Source organism: Kitasatospora sp. McL0602, assembly GCF_052076145.1.
GTDB lineage: Bacteria > Actinomycetota > Actinomycetes > Streptomycetales > Streptomycetaceae > Kitasatospora.
Genome location: NZ_CP197246.1, coordinates 7,173,421 through 7,192,377 on the forward strand (window position 1 = coordinate 7,173,421; position 18,957 = coordinate 7,192,377).

Genomic DNA, 18,957 nt, shown 5'->3' on the forward strand with positions numbered 1-18,957 from the left:
CTGTGCGCCGGTTCAGCTCCGGCTGATCCGCCCGGCCTACACTCGGGCGGACTCTCATGGGGTTGGGCTCAGCGGGCCCACAGCAGACCCAGGAGCACGCCCACAGCCGCCGCTCCGGCGACTATGTGCGCCCAGGTCTCCACTCGGGTCGTACTGCCTTCCGCGCGCCGCTCTGCGGCCTCGCGATACTCGGCCATCGGGTCCTCGATCACCCGGCATCCCGCCGAGTCCACGCCGGACGGTGGATGATGGCCCGGTTCCGCTCCCGGAGGAGGCGGAGGGTGTCCGATTCCAACACCGGCTTCAGCTCTTCCCGGCGGGCCCGTGCACAAAAAGTGTGCTGCTTCCGGAACTTGGCCACCATCTCAGGCGTCGCCACGCTGGTGGTGCCGGCGGCGATCGCCTGTTCCATCGCGTCGTGCCAGTCGCACTCCGGACACTCCGGCAGGTTGGGGTCAGGCGAGGACATGAGTCACCCCCGATGCGCCCGGGTCCACGTAGCGCACGCCCCTCTTGCGCCGCTCCTCCTCGCCTCGGAGGTAGTCGGCCCTCATCGGCGCGAACTCGGCGCGGTTCGCTCGCTTGGCGCCTTTGGCAGAGAGACCCGGGGGTCGATCCTCTCGCGGCCCGGTGAGCCTGTCCGAGTGGGCAGCGGGCGTGATGGGGCTTTGCAGCGGTGTGTCGTTGGTCGCCATCGGTCCGTCCTCCGTTCGCCGATGCGGCGGGGTGCGGACTAGACCGTAGAAGCTGCACGCAAGCGCTCTCCAGCGTCTTGCATGGTCTTGCACAGATTCAGCCGAAAGTGGCGAGAGCCTCACTGACCAGCTCACCGGCGGAAGGTCCATAGACAGCCATTGAAGAGAGGATCTTGAACGCCTTGTCGTAGACGGCGATCTCACCAGGAGCCGTGATGTTGAGGATCGCCGAGAGCGTTTCGGCCGTGACCTGGGTGTCGTCAAGCATGGTGAACGCTTCCAGCGGCCACATCTTCCGAGGGGCTGAGAAGGGGATGACGCCCACGCTCACATGAGGGAGCTTCATAACCTCTACGATGCGCGCCAGTTGTGTCTTCATGGCGTCTCGATCGCCGATCGGGTAGCGCAGAACGGTCTCTTCAATCACGATGGCGAACCTGGTGGTGCCTTCGGTGAGGAGACTGCCACGCTCAAGCCTTGAGTCAACGGCTTCAGCAACGTCGTTCGGAGTGCCTTGGAAGTCCGTGATGGTGCCCATGAGGGCCATCGCGTACTCACGGGTCTGGAGGATGCCGGGGGCGACGTTCGAGACGTAGACCCGGCACAGGCCAGTGCGCTTCAACAGGGTCATGAAGTCGTCCTGAGACCGGCGCATTCCGTGCCGGTGTACCTTCTTCCACTCCATGTACATGGAGTCGGCTGCCCGGCTCGCCGCGATGATGTCGGCAGCCTGGTCGTCCGCTCCGCAGGCGGCACACCACACTCGAATGTCTGAGTCAGCCGGCGGCGTCTTGGCATGCGCGATACGCGACACCTTCGACTCGCTCCAGCCGGTGCGGATAGCCACCGCATGCCCAGAAAGTCGGCATCAAGTTGCAGCTCCCGGAGTCTCTTTGCGACGGCCTCACGGGCGGCCTGAGCACTTGATGACGGGGAGAGGGACATGGGTGGCTATCCGGTTGTTCGAGGCGTCAGACGGAGTACTTCTCATGCGGGGTAGCGCGAGCCCACACGGCTTCGAAGGCGCCTGCACACAGGGCTGCAACCGACTGGTCCCAGGTGAAGTTCTCGCCCAGGTACTCACCATCTCCGGAGAAGTGTCCGAAGCGGACCACCTGACCGTCGATCGGCTTGGCTTCCATCGGATGTGGACTAAGGAAGCCGAGATCCGTGAGCTGCTAGAGGCGATCCCTGCCTAGGTGAGCGCTGCGTCCCTGATCGTCACACGGGCCCCCGCCGTGGACACTGCGGCGGGGGATCGACGTTGCTGCGGCGGGGCTACGGGAAGTCGAACGCCACGGTGACGGGCGCGTGGTCGCTCCAGCGCTCCGCGTGCGTGGCGGCCCGCTCCACTACCGCTGACGTGGCCTTTTGTGCGATGGCGGGGCTTGTGAGAGCCATGTCGATCCGCCAGCCGCTGTCGTTGTCGAAGGCGCGGCCCCGGTAGGACCACCAGGAGTAGGGGCCCTCCTGGTCGGGGTGGAGGCGGCGGACGACGTCGACGTAGCCGGCCTCGTCGAGGACCTGGGTGAGCCAGGCGCGCTCCTCGGGGAGGAAGCCGGCGGACTTCTGGTTGGCCTTCCAGTTCTTGAGGTCGGCCGGGTGGTGGGCGATGTTCCAGTCGCCGCAGACGACGACCTCGCGGCCTTCGGTGGCGGCGCGGGTGCGGAGCTCGGTGAGGTGGACGAGGAACTCCGCCATGAAGCGTTCCTTCTCGTCCTGGCGCTCGGTGCCGACCTCGCCCGAGGGGAGGTAGAGGCTGGCGACCGTCAGCCCGGGGAGGTCGATTTCGGCGTACCTGCCGGAATTGTCGAATTCGTCCGACCCGAATCCGATCACCGTCCGCTCGGGCGCGTTCCGTGACAGCACGGCCACCCCGGCCCGGCCCTTCGTCGCCGCCGGAGCCCAGACGGCGTGCCAGCCCGGCAGCTCGCGCAGCTCGGCCGGGAGCTGCTCCGGCTCCGAGCGGACTTCCTGGAGGCAGACGACGTCCGCCTCGGTGGCGGCCAGCCACTCGATGAAGCCCTTCTTGGCAGCGGCCCGGATTCCGTTCACATTCACCGTCGTCACGATCACCGGGGCAGCCTAACCGGCGCGGCGTCGCACGGGCCAACGACCGGGCCGGGTCATTGGTCTTGACCATCTCTGGCGGCACCCCCTAGTGTCCGTTACTGCAAAGACCTTTAATAAAGAAGGACGGATAAAGCCCGCCCCTCCCACCTGCCGCAAGACCGGGGCACGGGGTCGGCCCGCAGTCCTTCAGGGTGGAGGACCCGGTGGGACAAGGACAGCTCATGGCGGTGCCGGTGACGACCACGGCCTCCCCCGCAACGCCGCAGGAGCCGAAGTACTGGCACCTGCGCACGGTGCTGGTCCGCACCATCGACCGGGAGTTCTCCACCGGCCAGGTGCTTCCGAACGAGCGTGAGCTCGCCGCCCGCTTCGGCGTCGCCCGCGCCACCCTCCGGCAGGCGCTCGACCAGCTGGAGCTGGAGGGCAGGCTCGTCCGCCGCCGTGGCATCGGCACGCTGATCGCCGCGCCTCGGGTCGGCGTCCCGGTCGGCCGCCGTGACGAGGGCTGGCCCGGCAGCACCAGCCGCACCCAGTCCTGGCGCAGCGTCGACTGCGTGAGCGCGCCCGCCACCGCGCAACTCGCCCAGGCGCTCGGCATCCCCGAGGGCGAGACCGTGCACACCGTCCGCCGGCTGCGCCTGGTGCAGGGCCAGATCATGGCCGTCGAGTCGCTGCACGTGCCCGACTCCGCCGTGCCGCACCTGCCCGCCCTCCCGCAGCTGATCGGCGGCTCCGCCGAGCCTGACCGGGCCCGCTCGGTGCTGCGGCAGCTGGAGCGCCTCGGCGTCGACGGCGAATCCCGGGCCGTCGAGCTCGGCGTCGCCGAGGCCGGCGAGGCCGCCCTGCTGGAGCGCCCCCCGGGCACGCCGGTCCTGGTCGTCACCACCCAGTACGCCGCCACCGGCCGCCTGGTCGCCCTCGCGGTCTCCACCTACCGCGCCGACACCTGCAAGCTCACCTTCGGCGACACCGGTCTGGTCGAGGTGACCCCGGTCGAGGCCCGCAGCGCGGCCTCCTGACGCTCCGCCTCCTAGCCCCCTCCGCGCCCCGGGGCGCGGAGGGGGCTACGGGCGGTTGCCCGCCCCGGGGGAGTCGACGGCGAAGAGCTGCTCCTCGACGTGGTCGAGGGCGACCCGCAGGGCGCCCATCGAGACGACCTCCTCGCCGAGCGCGGCGAGGGCCACCTCGGGGGCACGCAGGCAGAACTGCGCCAACTGCTCACGCAGCGGCTCCAGGACGCCGTCCAGCCCGGCCGCCCAGCCGCCGACCACCACGAGTTCGGGGTCGAGGGCCAGCACGAGCGCCGCGACGTCGTGCACCAGCCGGCGCAGGAAGCGGTCGGTCGCACCCTGGGCGACCTCGTCGCCCTCGCGGGCGAGCCGGAGCACCCGGGCGACGGCCGCCTCGTCCAGCGGGTCGAGCGGCTTGCCGGTGGTGGAGAGCAGCCGCTCGGGGGTGGCCTCCTGACCGAGCAGGTGCAGCGCGCCGATCTCGCCCGCCGCGCCGCCGAACCCCCGGTGCAGTCGTCCGTTGATCAGTGAGCCCGCGCCGGGGCTCAACCCGGCCATCACGAAGACGACATCGCCCTTGCCGACGGCCGCGCCCTGCCAGTGCTCCGCGATGGCGGCCAGGTTGGCGTCGTTCTCGATCACCACCGGGCAGCGGAACGAGCGGCGCAGCCGGGCGCCCAGGTCCAGGCCCGTCCAGCCGGGCATCGCGGTGCTGAGCCGCACGGTGCCGTCCCGGTCGACGATGCCGGGGGTGCCGACGGCGACCGACCAGAGGCTGTCGCGGGAGACCCCGGCCTTGCGCAGCACCTCGGCGACGGTGGCCCGTACGCAGCCGAGCCGAGCCTCGGCCTCCCGGGTCTCCTCGACCGGCTTGGCGTCGACGCCGAGAATGCGGCCCGCCAGGTCGGCCAGCGTCACCCGGATCTCGTGCACGCCGATCTCGATGCCGAGGATGTGCCCGGCCTCGGCGCGGAAGCGGAACCAGCGCGCCGGGCGCCCGCGCTGCCGGCTGCTCTCCTGGCTCTGCTCGACCTCGGCGACCAGCCCGGCCTCCATCAGGCCCTCGATCACGCCCTCGACCGTCGGCCGGGAGAGCCCGGTGTCGCCGACGAGCTGAGTGAGCGTGAGCGACTGACCGTCGCGCAGCGCGCGCAGCGTGACGGCGGCGTTGATCCGCCGCAGCAGCGAGGAGTCCCCTCCGGTGAGCCGATCCGCCAAGACGCTGCCCTTCCGAGATCGCGCGACAGCCTTGGCGCGCGGTGCCGAGTGCGCGGCGACCTCTCCGATGCCCCCGCGAGATGGGCCCACCGGGGGTCGCGGCACAGGGGTAACGCGCCGACGGGCGATGAGCCGGATCGTACTCGGGGGCCTGTCGGCCTGCGAGCGTTTCCGCAGCTCAAAACGCCATCGGTATCGAAACGGTACGTACCGGCGGAGTCGCGGGTGGTGCCTGGGCGCGCCCCCGGGCCTCTATGCTGCGGGCATGACCCACACCCTCCCGCCGGCCACAACGGCACTGTCCGATCAGGCATTTGTCCGGGAGGAGACCAGCCTCACACCCGTCCCCTTCGTCCCCGAGATCCGGCTGCACATGGCCGAGGACGCCATCGCGCTCTGGGAGACGACCGAGTCGGCACGGGGCGAGATCGGGCTGCCGCCGCCGTTCTGGGCCTTCGCCTGGGCGGGCGGGGTCGCCGTCGCCCGGTACGTGCTGGACCACCCCGAGCTGGTCCGGGGCCGGACGGTCCTCGACCTGGCGGCGGGCTCGGGGCTGATCGGGATCGCGGCGGGCCTCTGCGGCGCGGCCGCCGTCCGGGCCGCCGAGATCGACGCCTTCGCCGTCGCCGCGATCGAAATCAACGCCGAGGCGAACGGCGTCCGGGTCGACGCCGCCGTGGCGGACCTGCTCGACGGTGACGGCGGCCCGGCCGAGGTGGTGCTCGCGGGGGACGTCTTCTACGAGCGCGCGATGGCCGCCCGCTTCCTCCCATTCCTGGAGCGGGCCCAGGCGCGGGGCGCTCTGGTGATCGTCGGGGATCCGGGCCGCGCCTACCTCCCGCGCGAGCGGTTCACCGCCCTCGCCGCGTACGAGGTGCCGGTCGTCGCCGACCTGGAGGACACCGCCCTGAAGACCACCACCGTCTGGCGGCTCGTCCCGGCGCCGTCCGAGGGGTGAAATTCGCTGTCTCCGCAGGCGGACCCGTTGTAGACAGATGCCATGACGGACATCGAGACCCGCCCCGCCACCGTGGACGAGATACCCGGCCTGCTCGCCTTCTGGGCCCGCGCGGCCGAGGGCACCAGCATCACGGACGACCCCGACGGCCTGGTCCGCCTGATCGACCGTGACCCCGACGCCCTGATCGTCGCGACCCGCGACGACACGATCGTCGGCACGGTCATCGCCGGATTCGACGGCTGGCGCTGCCACCTCTACCGCCTCGCGGTCGACCCCGCCCACCGCCGCCAGGGCATCGGCACCGCCCTCCTCGCCGCCGCCGAATCCCGCTTCGGCACCCTCGGCGGGCGCCGCGCCGACGCGATGGTCCTCGACCACAACCAGCTCGGCCAACACACCTAGCAGGCCGCAGGCTACGGCCCCGAGCCCCAGTGGACCCGCTGGGTCAAGCCGCTCTGAGGGACTGCCGAGAACCAGACCGGCAAGAACCGGACCGCCGAGAGGGAGAGACGCTGTGCCCCTGAAGATGAAGCTGGCCGCGATAACGCTCGACTGCGCCGACCCGCTCGCGCTGGCCGCGTTCTACCAACAGGCCACCGGCCTCGAACCGCACCCGAAGTCGGACGCCGAATTCGCCGGTCTCACGCGTGGGGACGGGCTGTTCATCGGCTTCCAACGGGTCGACGGCTACCGGGCCCCGAGCTGGCCCGATCAGACCGTGCCGCAGCAGCTGCACCTCGACTTCGCGGTCGCCGACCTGGATGCGGCCGAGGCCGAGTTGCTGCTGCTGGGCGCGGGCAGGCCGGACCACCAGCTGGACGAGGCGAGGTGGCGGGTGCTCACCGACCCGGCCGGGCATCCGTTCTGCCTGGTCCGGGACACGGCGGGCCAGACGTCCTGAGTCGGCCCGAGCTGTCCTGAGTCGGCCCGAGCCGTCCTGAGTCGGCCCGAGCCGGCCCGAGTCGGCCTGAACAGGCGTCAGGCCGACCACTGGGCGGTGAAGCGGGTGACGTCCCAGTCGCCGCCCAGGGCCGGGGCGAGACCGCTGCGGGCGACGGCCCGGAACTGCGGGCCGCCGGAGGCCGCTGCGCCGTGCGGCAGGGCCCCGAGCAGGGGTGCGCCCGCGACCGACGGGAGGTCGGTGAGGTTGCAGCGGTCGGCGAGGCCGGGGTGCTGCGGCCAGGAGCCGACGACGACGCCGTGCAGGGGGAGGCCGCGGTGGCGGAGGGCCTCGGCGGTGAGGGCGGTGGTGTTGAGGGTGCCGAGCCCGGCGGTCGCGACCAGCAGGACGGAGACCGGGACACCGAGGGCCACCGTGGCGAGGGCCATGTCGGCGAGGGTGCGCCCGGCCGCGTCGTAGCGGACGAGCAGGCCGCCCGCACCCTCGACCAGCACCAGGTCGTGCCGTGCGGCGAGTTCGGCGACGGCCGTCGCGACCTGGTCGGGTGCCACCGTCGGCATCCCGGCGCGCGCGGCGGCGGTGTCGGGGGCGAGCGGCTCGGGGTAGCGGGCCAGTTCGACGGTGGTGAGCTCACGGCCGGTGAGCCGCCGGATCTCCGCGACGTCCCCGGCCTCGCCGGGGGCGACGCCGGTCTGACCGGGCTTCAGGACGGCGACGGGGCCGGTGGCGAGGGCGGCGACGGCCGCCGTGACGACCGTCTTGCCGACCTCGGTGCCGGTGCCGGTGACGAAGAGGACGGTCATCCGGCCACCGCCGCAGCGGTCACGGCCGCGCCGATCCGGGCGAGGTCGTCGTCGCCGGTCACGTACGGCGGCATGGTGTAGACGAGGTCGCGGAACGGCCGCAGCCAGACGCCCTCCCGGGCGGCGGCCTCGGTCGCGGCCCGCATGTCGACGGGGTGGTCGAGCTGGACGACGCCGATCGCGCCGAGCACCCGCACGTCCGCGACGCCCGGCACCTCGAGCGCCCCGGCCAGCCCGGCCCGCAGGCCGGTCTCGATCCGCTTGACCTCGGACTGCCAGTCCTGTTCGAGCAGTAGGTCGATCGAGGCGTTGGCGACGGCGGCGGCCAACGGGTTGCCCATGAAGGTCGGGCCGTGGGCCAGCACCGGCACCTCGCCCCGGCTGATGCCGTCGGCGATCTCGCCGGTGCACAGGGTGGCGGCCATCGTCAGGTAACCACCCGTCAGGGCCTTGCCCAGGCACATCACGTCCGGCGAGACCTGGGCGTGGTCGGCGGCGAAGAGAGAGCCGCTGCGGCCGAAGCCGGTGGCGATCTCGTCGAAGACGAGCAGTACGCCGTACCGGTCGCAGAGTTCGCGCAGCAGCCGCAGGTAGGCGGGGGAGTGGAAGCGCATGCCGCCCGCCCCCTGCACGACCGGCTCGACGATGACGGCGGCCAGCTCGTCAGCGTGCTGCTCGACCAGGTCGGCGAGCGAGGCCGCGTACGCCTCGTCGACCGGGGCGTCGAACCCGGCGGGGGGCTCGGCGGCGAAGAGCTGCCGGGGCAGTACCCCGCCCCAGAGTTGGTGCATCCCGCCCTCGGGGTCGCAGACCGACATCGGGTGGAAGGTGTCGCCGTGGTAGCCGCCGCGCCAGGTCAGCACGCGCCGCTTGGCGGGCCGCCCGACGGACTGCCAGTACTGCAGGCACATCTTCAGCGCGACCTCGACGGCGACCGAGCCCGAGTCGCTGAGGAAGACGTGCCGCAGCGGCTCGGGGGTGATCTCGACCAGGCGGGCGGCGAGCCGGACGGCGGGCTCGTGGGTGAGCCCGCCGAACATCACGTGGCTCATCCGCCCGAGCTGGTCGCGGACGGCCTCGTCCAGCACCGGGTGCCGGTAGCCGTGGATCGCCGCCCACCAGGACGACATGCCGTCGATCAGCTCCCGGTGGCCACCGGCCTCCGAGCCGAGCCGCAGCCGGACGCCGGAGGCGGACTCGACCACGTACGGGGTGACGGTGCCGGGCATCGGGCCGTACGGGTGCCAGACGTGCGCCCGGTCGAGCGTGAGCAGGGCCTGCGAGTCCATCAGGCGTTCGGGGCCAGCTCGGTGCCGGCGCCACGCCTGCGGACCTTCACCAGATCACTGCGGAGCCCGTCCTCGACCGGAGCGGCCTCGCGGGCTGCTTCGGGGGCGCTCTCGGGGGCCGCTGCGGGCTCGCCGCAGGGGCCGCAGCTGCCGCCGCCGCAACCACCCGCGCTCTCGGCCAGCTCCGCGCGGTGACGCGGGAGGGTCGCCTCGCCGGCGCCCTCGACCTCGAAGCCGGCGTCCTTGATCATGTCGAGGTCGGTCTGCCCGGCCTGGCCCTCGCTGGTCAGGTAGTCGCCCAGGAAGATCGAGTTGGCGATGTGCAGGCCGAGCGGCTGCATCGACCGCAGGTGCACCTCGCGGCCACCCGCGATCCGTACCTCGACGTCCGGGTTGACGAAGCGGACCATCGCCAGGATGCGCAGGCAGCGCTGCGGGGTGAGGTTCCACTCCTTGGCCAGCGGGGTGCCCTCGAACGGGATCAGGAAGTTGACCGGCACCGAGTCGGAGCCCAGGTCGCGCAGCGCGAAGACCACGTCGACGAGGTCCTCGTCGCTCTCGCCCATGCCCGCGATCAGGCCGGAGCAGGCCGAGAGGCCCGCGCCGTGCGCCTTGTTCACGGTGTCCACGCGGTCCGCGTAGGTGTGGGTGGTGGTGATGCCCCCGTAGGTGCCCTCGGAGGTGTTGAGGTTGTGGTTGTAGGCGTCGGCGCCGGCCGCGCGCAGCCGCTCGGCCTGGTCGCCGGAGAGCAGCCCGAGACAGGCGCAGACCTCGACCTGCTCGTTGGCGTCCTTGATCGCGGCGATGGTGTCGGCGACGCGGTCGATGTCACGGTCCGTCGGGCCGCGCCCGCTGGCGACCAGGCAGACGCGCTTCGCGCCGCCCGCGAGCCCGGCGGCGGCGGCCTCGGCGGCCTGCTCGGGCTTCAGCCAGGTGTACTTGAGGATCTCGGCCTTGGACCCGAGCCGCTGCGAGCAGTACGAGCAGTCCTCGGGGCAGAGCCCGCTCTTGAGGTTCACCAGGTAGTTGAGCTTGACCCGGCGGCCGAACCACTGCCGGCGCACCCGCCCGGCGGCCGCGACGACGTCCAGCAGCTCGTCGTCGGTGGTGGCGAGTACGGCGAGCGCTTCCTCGCGGGTGGGGAGTTCCCGGCGGAGGCCCTTGGCAGTGAGGGTGTCGAGCAGATCCATGAGCCTGATCCTGCCTGGGCGACCTCGACCACGGCTAGAGGGAACCCGCCAGAAGATCGGCCCGAGGGTGTGCGAGTTGTCACAGTCCCGGCGCTGACTGTAGCGCGGAGGTCCGACTGCTGGTCAAGTGGATGATCATCAATCCCGAGCAATTGATGATCAGCAGATGTGCATACAATCTGCGCCATGACCACGCAGGGGGAGCGCGACCCGCGCCCGGCAGGCCACCCGCACACCGCCGCACCCGCGGCCGCGCCGAACGCCGCGCCCACAGCCGCCCATCGGGCCCGCCGCCGCCCGCGCCGGGTGCTGGCCGGCTGCGCCATCGCCGTACTGGCCGTCGGCGTCGGCTGGGTCGTCAAGAGCCCGCACCCCGGCGACTGGATGCCCGGCCTCGGCCCCTCCAGCACGCACCCCGTCGACACGGCCCCCGTGATCGGTGCCACCCCCGCACAGCCGGCCACCGAGGCCCAGGGCTTCACCGCCGACCGGTACTTCCCCGCCCTGCGCGCCGTCGACCAGGACGACTTCAAGGGCCGCCGCACCGTCGGCAAGCAGGGCCCGGACTGCGCGGAGACGCTCCGCGACCGCGCCCACGACATCCTGAAGCAGACCGGCTGCCAGGGGTACGTCGAGGTCGGCTTCACCCGCAGCGACAACCAACTCCTGGCCAGTGTCACGGTGTTCCGCTTTGCCGACGCCGCCACCGCCGAGAAGGCCAAGCGCGCCGTCGACCCCTCCGCGCTCGTCTTCCTGACGGCGGACCCGGCCGCCGCAGCCCCCAACCCCCACGCCCTGGCCGGCACCCGGATCGAGACGGTCGGCCACTACCTGACCGTCACCGTCCTCCACTTCGCCGACCAGCGCACCACCGACCCCGACCTCGACGCCGCCACCCGCGCCGTCTCCTACGTCGCGGGCGCCCCCTTCGCCTGGATGTAACCCGTAAAGCGCCAGCCACGGACAGGGGCGCGGGGCCCTACTCATTAACTGCGTGCGCGAAAGGGGAGAGGCGGCGCCGCACCTTCCGATCTCGCGCAGTTCCCCGCGCCCCTGGGTTGACGCGCCAGTACGTGCTAGCCGTCGAGGCGGTTGACCGCCGTGACCCGCAGGACGGCCCGGCCCTCCTCGTTGGAGCCGTGCAGGTCGACCTCGGCGGAGATGCCCCAGTCGTGGTCGCCCGCCGGGTCGTCGAAGATCTGCCGGACCTGCCAGGAGTCCTCATCCTGCTCGATGAGCAGCATCTTCGGCCCGCGCGCGTCCGGCCCGGTGCCCAGGTCGTCGTGCTCGTCCCAGTACGCGTCCATCGCGTCGGCCCAGCGGTCGGCGTCCCAACCGTACTCGCCGTCCAGCTCGCCGAGCGCGTGGTGGTTCTCCAGCGCGGCCAGCTCGACCCGGCGGAACATCTCGTTGCGCACCAGCACCCGGAAGGCCCGCTCGTTGGCGGTGACCGGCGTCGGGCGGTCGTCCAGCGTGATCTCGGGGGACTCGGGATCGGTCGGGTTGGCCAGCTGCTCCCACTCGTCCAGCAGGCTGGAGTCGACCTGGCGGACGAGCTCGCCGAGCCAGGCGATGACGTCCTTCAGGTCGTCGGTCTTGATCTCCTCGCGGACGGTCTGCTCCAGCGCCTTGTACGCCCCGGCGAGGTACCGCAGGACGATCCCCTCCGTCCGCGCCAGGTCGTAGTGCCCGACGTAGTCGGTGAAGGTCATCGCCCGCTCGTACAGGTCACGCACCACCGACTTCGGCGCCAGCGCGTGGTCGCCGATCCACGGGTGCGCCCGGCTGTAGACGTCGTACGCGTGGTTGAGCAGCTCCTCCAGCGGCTTCGGGTACGTGATGTCCTGGAGCCGCTCCATCCGCTCCTCGTACTCGATGCCGTCCCGCTTCATCTCGCCGATCGCCTCGCCGCGCGCTTTGTTCTGCTGCGAGGCGAGGATCTGGCGCGGGTCGTCGAGCGTCGCCTCGACCACTGAGACGACGTCCATCGCGTAGCTCGGCGAGGCCGGGTCGAGCAGCTCGAAGGCGGCCAGCGCGAAGGTGGAGAGCGGCTGGTTGAGCGCGAAGTTCTCCTGGAGGTCCATCGTGAGGCGGACGATCCGGCCCTCGGCGTCCGGCTCCGGCAACCGCTCGACCACGCCGCCGTCCAGCAGCGAGCGGTAGATGGCGATGGCGCTGCGGATGTGGCGGCGCTGCGCCGAGCGCTCCTCGTGGTTGTCCGTCAGCAGCTTGCGCATGGCCTCGAAGGCGTTGCCGGGCCGCCCGATCACCGAGAGCAGCATCGCGTGGCTGACCTTGAAGCGGGAGACCAGCGGCTCAGGGTCGGCGCCGATGAGCTTCTCGAAGCCCTCCTCCGTCCAGCTGACGAAACCTTCCGGCGCCTTCTTGCGCACCACCTTGCGCTTCTTCTTCGGGTCGTCACCGGCCTTGGCGACGGCCTTCTCGTTCTCGATCACGTGCTCGGGCGCCTGCGCGACGACCTGCCCGACGGTGTCGTACCCGGCCCGCCCGGCGCGCCCGGCGATCTGGTGGAACTCCCGGGCCCGCAGGGTCCGCACCCGGATGCCGTCGTACTTCGACAGCGCGGTGAACAGCACCGTGCGGATCGGCACGTTGACGCCGACGCCCAGCGTGTCGGTGCCGCAGATGACCTTCAGCAGGCCGGCCTGCGCCAGGCGCTCGACCAGGCGGCGGTACTTCGGCAGCATGCCCGCGTGGTGCACGCCGATGCCGTGCCGGACGTACCGGGAGAGGTTGCGGCCGAACTTGGTGGTGAAGCGGAAGCGGCCGATCAGGTCGGCGATGGCATCCTTCTCCGCCTTCGAGCACATGTTGATGCTCATCAGCGACTGCGCCCGCTCCACCGCCTCCTTCTGGGTGAAGTGCACGACGTAGACCGGCGCCTGACCGGTCGTCAGCAGCTCCTCCAGGGTGTCGTGCATGGTGGTGCGGCGGTACTCGTAGAACAGCGGGACGGGCCGCGTCACCGAGCGGACGACCGTCGTCGGACGGCCCGTCCGGCGCTTCAGGTCCTCCTCGAAGCGGCGCATGTCGCCGAGCGTGGCCGACATCAACAGGAACTGCGCGTGCGGCAGTTCGAGAATCGGGATCTGCCAGGCCCAGCCCCGGTCCGGCTCGGCGTAGAAGTGGAACTCGTCCATCACGACCTGGCCGATGTCGGCCTGCTCGCCGTCGCGCAGCGCGATGTTGGCGAGCACCTCGGCCGTGCAGCAGATGATCGGCGCGGTCGGGTTGACGCTGGCGTCACCCGTCATCATGCCGACCTGCTCGGTGCCGAAGATCTTGCACAGGTCGAAGAACTTCTCCGACACCAGCGCCTTGATCGGCGCGGTGTAGAAGGTCCGCTTGCCCTCGGCCAGTGCGGCGAAGTGCGCACCGGCCGCGACCAGGCTCTTCCCCGACCCGGTCGGCGTCGCCAGGATGACGTTGTTGCCCGAGACGAGCTCGATCAGCGCCTCCTCCTGGGCGGGGTACAGCGTGATGCCGCGCTCCATCGCCCACTCGGCGAAAGTCTCGAACAGCGAGTCGGGTGTGGCGGGCTTCGGCATCAGGTCCAGGAGGGTCACCGGGCTATCTTGCCTGTTCGGACGGAGTGGGGGCAAAGCTGTTGTACGGGCGGAGCCGCGCGGCGGCCGTCGGCGGAGAGGGGAGCTGGTCAGGGGCTGACGGCCAGGACGAGGTAGGCGGCCATCACGGTGAGGTGCACGCCGCCCTGGAGCGGGGTGGCGCGGCCGGGCATGACGGTGAGGGTGCCGACGGCGATGGAGAGGGCCAGCAGCACCATGTGGGTGGGGTCGAGGCCGAGCACCAGCGGGCCGGAGAGCCAGGTGGAGGCGACGGCGACGGCCGGGATGGTCAGGCCGATGGAGGCCAGCGCGGAGCCGTGGGCGAGGTTGAGGCTGGTCTGCATCCGGTCGCGCGCGGCGCAGCGGACGGCCGCGATGGTCTCCGGGAGCAGCACCAGCATCGCGATCACCACGCCGACCACGGAGGCCGGGAGCCCGGCGTCGGCCACCGTCCGCTCGATGGTCGGGGAGACGCCCTTGGCCAGCCCGACCACCGCGATCAGCGCGACGCCGAGCAGGGCCAGGCTCAGCCAGGCCTCCCGGGCGGACGGCGGTGCGGCGTGGGCGTCCTCGGCGGGGGCCGGCCGGGGGGTGGCCGGGTCGGGGTAGGCGTCGGGGGTCGGATAGGAGCTCCCGCCGGCGGGAGCGGCGACCGGCCGCGCCGCGCCGGGCGCCGGGGCGAGGAAGTACTCCCGGTGGCGCACCGTCAGCGTCGCGACGAACAGCCCGTACACGATCAGCGAGGCGGTGGCCGCGAAGACCAGCTGGGTCGAGGAGAACTGCGGTCCGGGCTTGCTGGTGGTGAAGGTGGGCAGGACGAGGCTGAGCACCGCCAGGGTGGCGATCGCGCCGAACGCGGCCCCCGTCCCCTCCGGGTTGAACACCGCGACGCGGTGGCGCAGCGCGCCGACCAGGATGCAGACGCCCACGATCCCGTTGCAGGTGATCATGACGGCGGCGAAGACGGTGTCCCGGGCCAGCGTGGCGTTCTTCGCGCTGCCGTCGGCCATCAGCGTGACGATGAGAGCCACCTCGATCACGGTCACCGCCACCGCCAGCACCAGCGAGCCGAACGGTTCGCCGACCCGGTGCGCGATCACCTCGGCGTGGTGGACGGCCGCCAGCACGGCCCCCGCCAGGAACACCGCGACCAGGGCGACCAGCGCCGTGGGCAGGGATCTGCCCCAGGTCAGCGCCAGCAGGACGGCCGCGAGCACGGGCATGAAGGTGGTCCACCTGCGGATCTCGACGATCATGCGGTCGAGTCTTCCAGCGCCCCCGCGCCGGCGAGCGGACTGACACCGGTGAGTCGTGCCCGACCGCAAGTCGCCGCAGACTGGAGACATGAACGGCTCGACCGACCAGGTCAGCCTCCCGGCGCGGATCGCCGAGCCCGGGGAGGGCATCACCCTCGACGAACTCCGGCTCGCCGCCCGCAACCACGCCATGCCGCTGGAGGCCCTGCGCTACGAGATCACCCCCGTCGGCCTGCACTACCTGCTGGTGCACTACGACATCCCCGACCACGACCCGGCAGCCTGGCGGCTGGCCGTCGACGGCGCGGTCGACCACCCGCTCACCCTCGACGCGAAGGCTCTGCGGGTCCGCCCCCGGGCCGCCCACACCGTCACCCTGGAGTGCGCGGGCAACGGCCGCGCCCTGCTGGAGCCGCGCCCGCTCAGCCAGCCCTGGCTGGACGGCGCGGTCGGCACCGCCCGCTGGGGCGGCACCCCGCTCGCCCCGCTGCTGCGCGAGGCCGGGCTGCGGCCCGGCGCCGTCGAGGTGCTCTTCACCGGCGCCGACCACGGCCTCGAACGCGGCGTCGAGCAGACCTATGCCCGCAGCCTCCCGCTCGCCGAGGCCCTGCGCCCGGACGTGCTGCTCGCCGACACCATGAACGGCGGCCCGCTGCCCCCGCAGCACGGCGCCCCGCTGCGCCTGCTCGTCCCGGGCTGGTACGGCATGGCCCAGGTCAAGTGGCTCAGCCGCGTCACTGTGCTCACCGAGCCGTACGACGGCTTCCAGCAGACCACCGCCTACCGCTACAAGCAGCAGGCGGACGACCCCGGCGAGCCCGTCACCCGGATCGGGCCGCGCGCGCTGATGATCCCGCCGGGCTTCCCGGACTTCATGAGCCGCGCCCGGGTGGCCGCCCCCGGCGACCAGCTGCTCACCGGCCGGGCCTGGACGGGCCGCCCGCCCGTCACGGCCGTCGAGGTGAGCACCGACGGCGGCGTGAGCTGGCAGCGCGCCGAGCTCGGCCCGCCCGCCGACACGTACGGCTGGCGCGCCTGGCGCTACCGCTGGCCGGCCCCGGCCGAGGGGCTGCACCACCTCGCCGTCCGGGCGAGCGACGCGAGCGGCCGCACCCAGCCGACCGGGCAGGCGTGGAACCGGCAGGGCATGGGCAACAACATGGCCCAGGAGGTCGACGTCCTGATCCGGAACTCTCAGGAGCCGACCGGCAGTTGACACGGCGTGGCGTGGCGTGGCGTGGCGTGGCGTGGCGTGGCGTGGCGTTTGCGGCCGGGGCGATCGGGAAGGACGGCACAGAGCGGGGCGCGGACGAGGGGGAGCATGGAGCTGGACCGGCTGTTCGACAGCCGGAGGCGGTCGGCGACAGGCGGCCCTGGACGCGGCGGAGCTCGGGGACTTCACCGGCCGGCCGCCCGAGGCCCGCTGGATGGCGCGCGGCACCGCCCTCACCTTCGGCATCAACCGGGACGGCGGCAACGACCGCGCGGCGGTCGAGGCATTCCGTCCATGGTGGTGAGTCATGGTGGCGAGGTGTTATTCCCGCAAGAAATGATGATCTAACACCCCGGAGGGCATTTAAAACAGAGCGGCCGATATCCGCGCGTAGTACTACTCCTAACGGCTCCGAACTCCTACTCTCGACGGTCTGGACTGCCTTCACCGAAGGAGAAGACCGATGAGCCGAGTCGTGCGCGCAGCCCTCTTCCAGACCTCGTGGACGGGCGACAAGGAGTCGATGATCGAGGCTCACGAGCAGGCCGCCCGGGACGCCGCCGCCCAAGGGGCGCAGGTCATCGGCTTCCAGGAGGTGTTCAACGCGCCGTACTTCTGCCAGGTGCAGGAGCCCGAGCACTACGCCTGGGCCGAGCCCGTGCCGGACGGCCCGACGGTGCGGCGGATGCAGGATCTCGCCCGTGAACTCCACCTGGTGATCGTCGTACCGGTGTACGAGGTCGAACAGTCCGGCTTCTACTACAACACCGCCGCCGTGATCGACGCCGACGGCTCCTATCTCGGCAAGTACCGCAAGCACCACATCCCGCAAGTGAAGGGATTCTGGGAGAAGTACTACTTCAAGCCCGGAAACCTCGGCTGGCCGGTCTTCGACACCGCCGTCGGTAAGGTCGGCGTCTACATCTGCTACGACCGGCACTTCCCCGAGGGCTGGCGCGCGCTCGGCCTGGCCGGGGCCGAGATCGTCTACAACCCCTCGGCGACCAGCCGGGGCCTGTCCTCCTACCTCTGGCAGCTGGAGCAGCCCGCCGCCGCCGTCGCCAACGAGTACTTCGTCGCCGCGATCAACCGCGTCGGCGTCGAGGAGTACGGCGACAACGACTTCTACGGCACCAGCTACTTCGTCGACCCGCGCGGCCAGTTCGTCGGCGAGGTCGCCTCCGACAAGGACGAGGAACTGCTCGTCCGGGACCTCGACCTCGGGCGGATCGAGGAGGTCCGCCAGCAGTGGGCCTTCTACCGCGACCGCCGCCCGGAGGCCTATGGCCCGCTGACCGAGGCATGACCGAGGAATGACCGAGGCGTAAGGGAGAACCCCCGTGAACCGTACGGTAATTCGCGGCGGCCTGGTGATCACCGCCGCCGAGGAGCTGGCCGCCGACATCCTGATCGAGGGCGAGCAGGTCGTCGCACTGGCCGCCACCGGCAGCAGCGCCGCCGAGGCATGGACAGCCGACCGCACCATCGACGCGAGCGGCCACTACGTCATCCCCGGCGGGGTCGACGCACACACCCACATGGAGCTGCCGTTCGGCGGCACCTCGGCCTCCGACACCTTCGAGACCGGCACCCGCGCCGCCGCCTGGGGCGGCACCACCACCATCGTCGACTTCGCCGTCCAGTCGGTCGGCCGAAGCCTCCGCGAGGGCCTGGACACCTGGCACGCCAAGGCCCAGGGCAACTGCGCGATCGACTACGGCTTCCACATGATCCTCGGCGACGTCACCGAGGGCAGCCTCAAGGAGATGGACCAGCTGGTGGGGGAGGGCGTGACCTCCTTCAAGCTCTTCATGGCCTACCCCGGCGTCTTCTACAGCGACGACGGCCGCATCCTGCGCGCCATGCAGCGCGGCGCCGACAACGGCGGCCTGATCATGATGCACGCCGAGAACGGCATCGCCATCGACGTCCTGGTCGAACAGGCCCTCGCCGCCGGGAAGACCGACCCGCGCTACCACGGCGAAGTCCGCCGCGAGCTGCTGGAGGCGGAGGCGACGCACCGCGCGATCAAGCTCGCCCAGGTCGCCGGCGCGCCGCTCTACGTCGTGCACGTCTCCGCCGCCTCGGCGCTCGCCGAGCTGGCCACCGCCCGCGACCAGGGGCTGAACGTCTTCGGCGAGACCTGCCCGCAGTACCTCTTCCTCTCCACCGACAACCTCGCCGAGCGCGGGGCCGACGGCTTCGAGGGCGCCAAGTACGTCTGCTCCACACCGCTGCGCCCGCGCGAGCACCAGGAGGCGCTCTGGCGCGGGCTGCGCACCAACGACCTCCAGGTGGTCTCCACCGACCACTGCCCGTTCTGTTTCAGCGGGCAGAAGGAGCTGGGCCGGGGCGACTTCTCCAAGATCCCCAACGGCCTGCCCGGCGTCGAGAACCGGATGGACCTGCTGCACCAGGCCGTCGTCGACGGCCGCATCACCCGCCGCCGCTGGATCGAGATCGCCTGCGCCACCCCGGCCCGGATGTTCGGCCTCTACCCCCGCAAGGGCACCATCGCCCCCGGCGCCGACGCCGACCTCGTCGTCTACGACCCGACGGCGACGCAGACCGTCTCCGCCGCCACCCACCACATGAACGTCGACTACTCGGCGTACGAGGGCAGGCAGCTCACCGGCAAGGCCCGCACCGTGCTCTCCCGGGGCACCGTCGTCGTGGACGCCGGGCAGTACCTCGGGCGGCCCGGCCACGGGCGCTTCCAGCCGCGCGCCACCTGCCAGTACCTCAGCTGACCCACCAACAG

Annotated in this window: 18 protein-coding genes; 8 read left to right on the forward strand and 10 right to left on the reverse strand. The window is 71.7% G+C overall.

What is annotated here, in order from left to right; all coding sequences use genetic code 11:
• Window positions 1-208: 208 nt before the first annotated feature.
• From ACR68M_RS32365 to ACR68M_RS32380, 4 genes are all read right to left on the reverse strand, one after another.
• The gene (locus ACR68M_RS32365; protein WP_441247709.1) at window positions 209-469 is read right to left on the reverse strand and encodes a hypothetical protein; all 261 of its coding nucleotides are present in this window, start codon (window positions 467-469) and stop codon (window positions 209-211) included.
• Window positions 470-792: 323 nt separating this feature from the next.
• A complete protein-coding gene (locus ACR68M_RS32370) occupies window positions 793-1,542 on the reverse strand; it encodes a DUF5753 domain-containing protein (RefSeq protein WP_441247710.1) in 750 nt (249 codons plus the stop codon).
• Between the two features lie 124 nt (window positions 1,543-1,666).
• Window positions 1,667-1,837 (reverse strand): DUF6879 family protein, encoded by a 171-nt coding sequence (locus tag ACR68M_RS32375; protein ID WP_441247711.1) that lies wholly within the window; start codon window positions 1,835-1,837, stop codon window positions 1,667-1,669.
• A 136-nt stretch (window positions 1,838-1,973) separates the two neighbouring features.
• A complete protein-coding gene (locus tag ACR68M_RS32380; protein ID WP_441251772.1) occupies window positions 1,974-2,765 on the reverse strand; it encodes an exodeoxyribonuclease III in 792 nt (263 codons plus the stop codon).
• A gap of 224 nt (window positions 2,766-2,989) precedes the next feature.
• On the opposite strand from ACR68M_RS32380, the gene ACR68M_RS32385 reads away from it, so the two are divergent.
• Complete coding sequence (locus ACR68M_RS32385) at window positions 2,990-3,787, forward strand: GntR family transcriptional regulator (RefSeq protein ID WP_441247712.1); 798 nt, start codon at window positions 2,990-2,992, stop codon at window positions 3,785-3,787.
• 45 nt (window positions 3,788-3,832) lie between these two features.
• Here the strand turns inward: ACR68M_RS32385 and ACR68M_RS32390 are convergent, their stop codons facing one another.
• Complete coding sequence (locus tag ACR68M_RS32390) at window positions 3,833-4,996, reverse strand: ROK family protein (protein WP_441247713.1); 1,164 nt, start codon at window positions 4,994-4,996, stop codon at window positions 3,833-3,835.
• 265 nt (window positions 4,997-5,261) lie between these two features.
• Here ACR68M_RS32390 and ACR68M_RS32395 point away from each other — a divergent pair, with 265 nt between their 5' ends.
• From ACR68M_RS32395 to ACR68M_RS32405, 3 genes are all read left to right on the forward strand, one after another.
• Window positions 5,262-5,954 carry a class I SAM-dependent methyltransferase gene (locus ACR68M_RS32395; protein WP_441247714.1) on the forward strand — a complete coding sequence of 231 codons (693 nt, stop codon included), beginning with the start codon at window positions 5,262-5,264 and terminating at the stop codon, window positions 5,952-5,954.
• A 42-nt stretch (window positions 5,955-5,996) separates the two neighbouring features.
• Window positions 5,997-6,359, forward strand: a complete 363-nt coding sequence (locus ACR68M_RS32400; RefSeq protein WP_441247715.1) for a GNAT family N-acetyltransferase — start codon at window positions 5,997-5,999, stop codon at window positions 6,357-6,359.
• Window positions 6,360-6,483: 124 nt separating this feature from the next.
• On the forward strand, window positions 6,484-6,858 hold the full coding sequence (locus ACR68M_RS32405) for a VOC family protein (RefSeq protein ID WP_441251773.1): 375 nt from the start codon (window positions 6,484-6,486) through the stop codon (window positions 6,856-6,858).
• A gap of 77 nt (window positions 6,859-6,935) precedes the next feature.
• On the opposite strand, the gene bioD is transcribed toward ACR68M_RS32405, so the two are convergent.
• The 3 genes from bioD to bioB are packed head-to-tail and all read right to left on the reverse strand — an operon-like array spanning window position 6,936 to window position 10,140.
• Window positions 6,936-7,661: a dethiobiotin synthase gene (gene bioD / locus ACR68M_RS32410; RefSeq protein WP_441247716.1), complete on the reverse strand. Its 726-nt coding sequence runs from the start codon at window positions 7,659-7,661 to the stop codon at window positions 6,936-6,938.
• Complete coding sequence (locus tag ACR68M_RS32415) at window positions 7,658-8,950, reverse strand: adenosylmethionine--8-amino-7-oxononanoate transaminase (protein ID WP_441247717.1); 1,293 nt, start codon at window positions 8,948-8,950, stop codon at window positions 7,658-7,660. Before ACR68M_RS32415 ends, bioD begins: the two co-directional genes overlap by 4 nt.
• On the reverse strand, window positions 8,950-10,140 hold the full coding sequence (gene bioB, locus ACR68M_RS32420) for a biotin synthase BioB (RefSeq protein WP_441247718.1): 1,191 nt from the start codon (window positions 10,138-10,140) through the stop codon (window positions 8,950-8,952). The genes ACR68M_RS32415 and bioB overlap by 1 nt, the downstream gene beginning before the upstream one ends.
• Window positions 10,141-10,326: 186 nt before the next feature.
• Here bioB and ACR68M_RS32425 point away from each other — a divergent pair, with 186 nt between their 5' ends.
• A complete protein-coding gene (locus ACR68M_RS32425) occupies window positions 10,327-11,082 on the forward strand; it encodes a hypothetical protein (RefSeq protein WP_441247719.1) in 756 nt (251 codons plus the stop codon).
• Between the two features lie 134 nt (window positions 11,083-11,216).
• On the opposite strand, the gene ACR68M_RS32430 is transcribed toward ACR68M_RS32425, so the two are convergent.
• Together ACR68M_RS32430 and ACR68M_RS32435 are read right to left on the reverse strand one after the other, a co-directional pair.
• Complete coding sequence (locus ACR68M_RS32430) at window positions 11,217-13,709, reverse strand: DEAD/DEAH box helicase (protein ID WP_441251774.1); 2,493 nt, start codon at window positions 13,707-13,709, stop codon at window positions 11,217-11,219.
• A 107-nt stretch (window positions 13,710-13,816) separates the two neighbouring features.
• Window positions 13,817-14,983, reverse strand: a complete 1,167-nt coding sequence (locus ACR68M_RS32435; protein WP_441247720.1) for a calcium:proton antiporter — start codon at window positions 14,981-14,983, stop codon at window positions 13,817-13,819.
• A gap of 88 nt (window positions 14,984-15,071) precedes the next feature.
• On the opposite strand from ACR68M_RS32435, the gene ACR68M_RS32440 reads away from it, so the two are divergent.
• The 3 genes from ACR68M_RS32440 to hydA all read left to right on the forward strand — a co-directional run bounded on the left by ACR68M_RS32440 (window position 15,072) and on the right by hydA (window position 18,946).
• Entirely contained in the window at window positions 15,072-16,199 is a 1,128-nt protein-coding gene (locus ACR68M_RS32440) for a sulfite oxidase (protein WP_441247721.1), read from the forward strand.
• A 460-nt stretch (window positions 16,200-16,659) separates the two neighbouring features.
• The gene (locus ACR68M_RS32445) at window positions 16,660-17,502 is read left to right on the forward strand and encodes a nitrilase-related carbon-nitrogen hydrolase (RefSeq protein ID WP_441247722.1); all 843 of its coding nucleotides are present in this window, start codon (window positions 16,660-16,662) and stop codon (window positions 17,500-17,502) included.
• Window positions 17,503-17,536: 34 nt separating this feature from the next.
• On the forward strand, window positions 17,537-18,946 hold the full coding sequence (gene hydA / locus ACR68M_RS32450) for a dihydropyrimidinase (protein ID WP_441247723.1): 1,410 nt from the start codon (window positions 17,537-17,539) through the stop codon (window positions 18,944-18,946).
• Window positions 18,947-18,957: the final 11 nt, after the last annotated feature.

Bases quoted from the DNA above. Each gene is read 5' to 3' on its own strand.
- ACR68M_RS32365 (WP_441247709.1), bottom strand. From the start codon at position 469: ATGTCCTCGCCTGACCCCAACCTGCCGGAGTGTCCGGAGTGCGACTGG.
- ACR68M_RS32375 (WP_441247711.1), bottom strand. From the start codon at position 1,837: ATGGAAGCCAAGCCGATCGACGGTCAGGTGGTCCGCTTCGGACACTTC.
- ACR68M_RS32385 (WP_441247712.1), top strand. From the start codon at position 2,990: ATGGCGGTGCCGGTGACGACCACGGCCTCCCCCGCAACGCCGCAGGAG.
- ACR68M_RS32395 (WP_441247714.1), top strand. From the start codon at position 5,262: ATGACCCACACCCTCCCGCCGGCCACAACGGCACTGTCCGATCAGGCA.
- ACR68M_RS32400 (WP_441247715.1), top strand. From the start codon at position 5,997: ATGACGGACATCGAGACCCGCCCCGCCACCGTGGACGAGATACCCGGC.
- ACR68M_RS32405 (WP_441251773.1), top strand. From the start codon at position 6,484: ATGAAGCTGGCCGCGATAACGCTCGACTGCGCCGACCCGCTCGCGCTG.
- bioD (WP_441247716.1), bottom strand. From the start codon at position 7,661: ATGACCGTCCTCTTCGTCACCGGCACCGGCACCGAGGTCGGCAAGACG.
- ACR68M_RS32415 (WP_441247717.1), bottom strand. From the start codon at position 8,950: ATGGACTCGCAGGCCCTGCTCACGCTCGACCGGGCGCACGTCTGGCAC.
- bioB (WP_441247718.1), bottom strand. From the start codon at position 10,140: ATGGATCTGCTCGACACCCTCACTGCCAAGGGCCTCCGCCGGGAACTC.
- ACR68M_RS32425 (WP_441247719.1), top strand. From the start codon at position 10,327: ATGACCACGCAGGGGGAGCGCGACCCGCGCCCGGCAGGCCACCCGCAC.
- ACR68M_RS32430 (WP_441251774.1), bottom strand. From the start codon at position 13,709: ATGCCGAAGCCCGCCACACCCGACTCGCTGTTCGAGACTTTCGCCGAG.
- ACR68M_RS32435 (WP_441247720.1), bottom strand. From the start codon at position 14,983: ATGATCGTCGAGATCCGCAGGTGGACCACCTTCATGCCCGTGCTCGCG.
- ACR68M_RS32440 (WP_441247721.1), top strand. From the start codon at position 15,072: ATGAACGGCTCGACCGACCAGGTCAGCCTCCCGGCGCGGATCGCCGAG.
- ACR68M_RS32445 (WP_441247722.1), top strand. From the start codon at position 16,660: ATGAGCCGAGTCGTGCGCGCAGCCCTCTTCCAGACCTCGTGGACGGGC.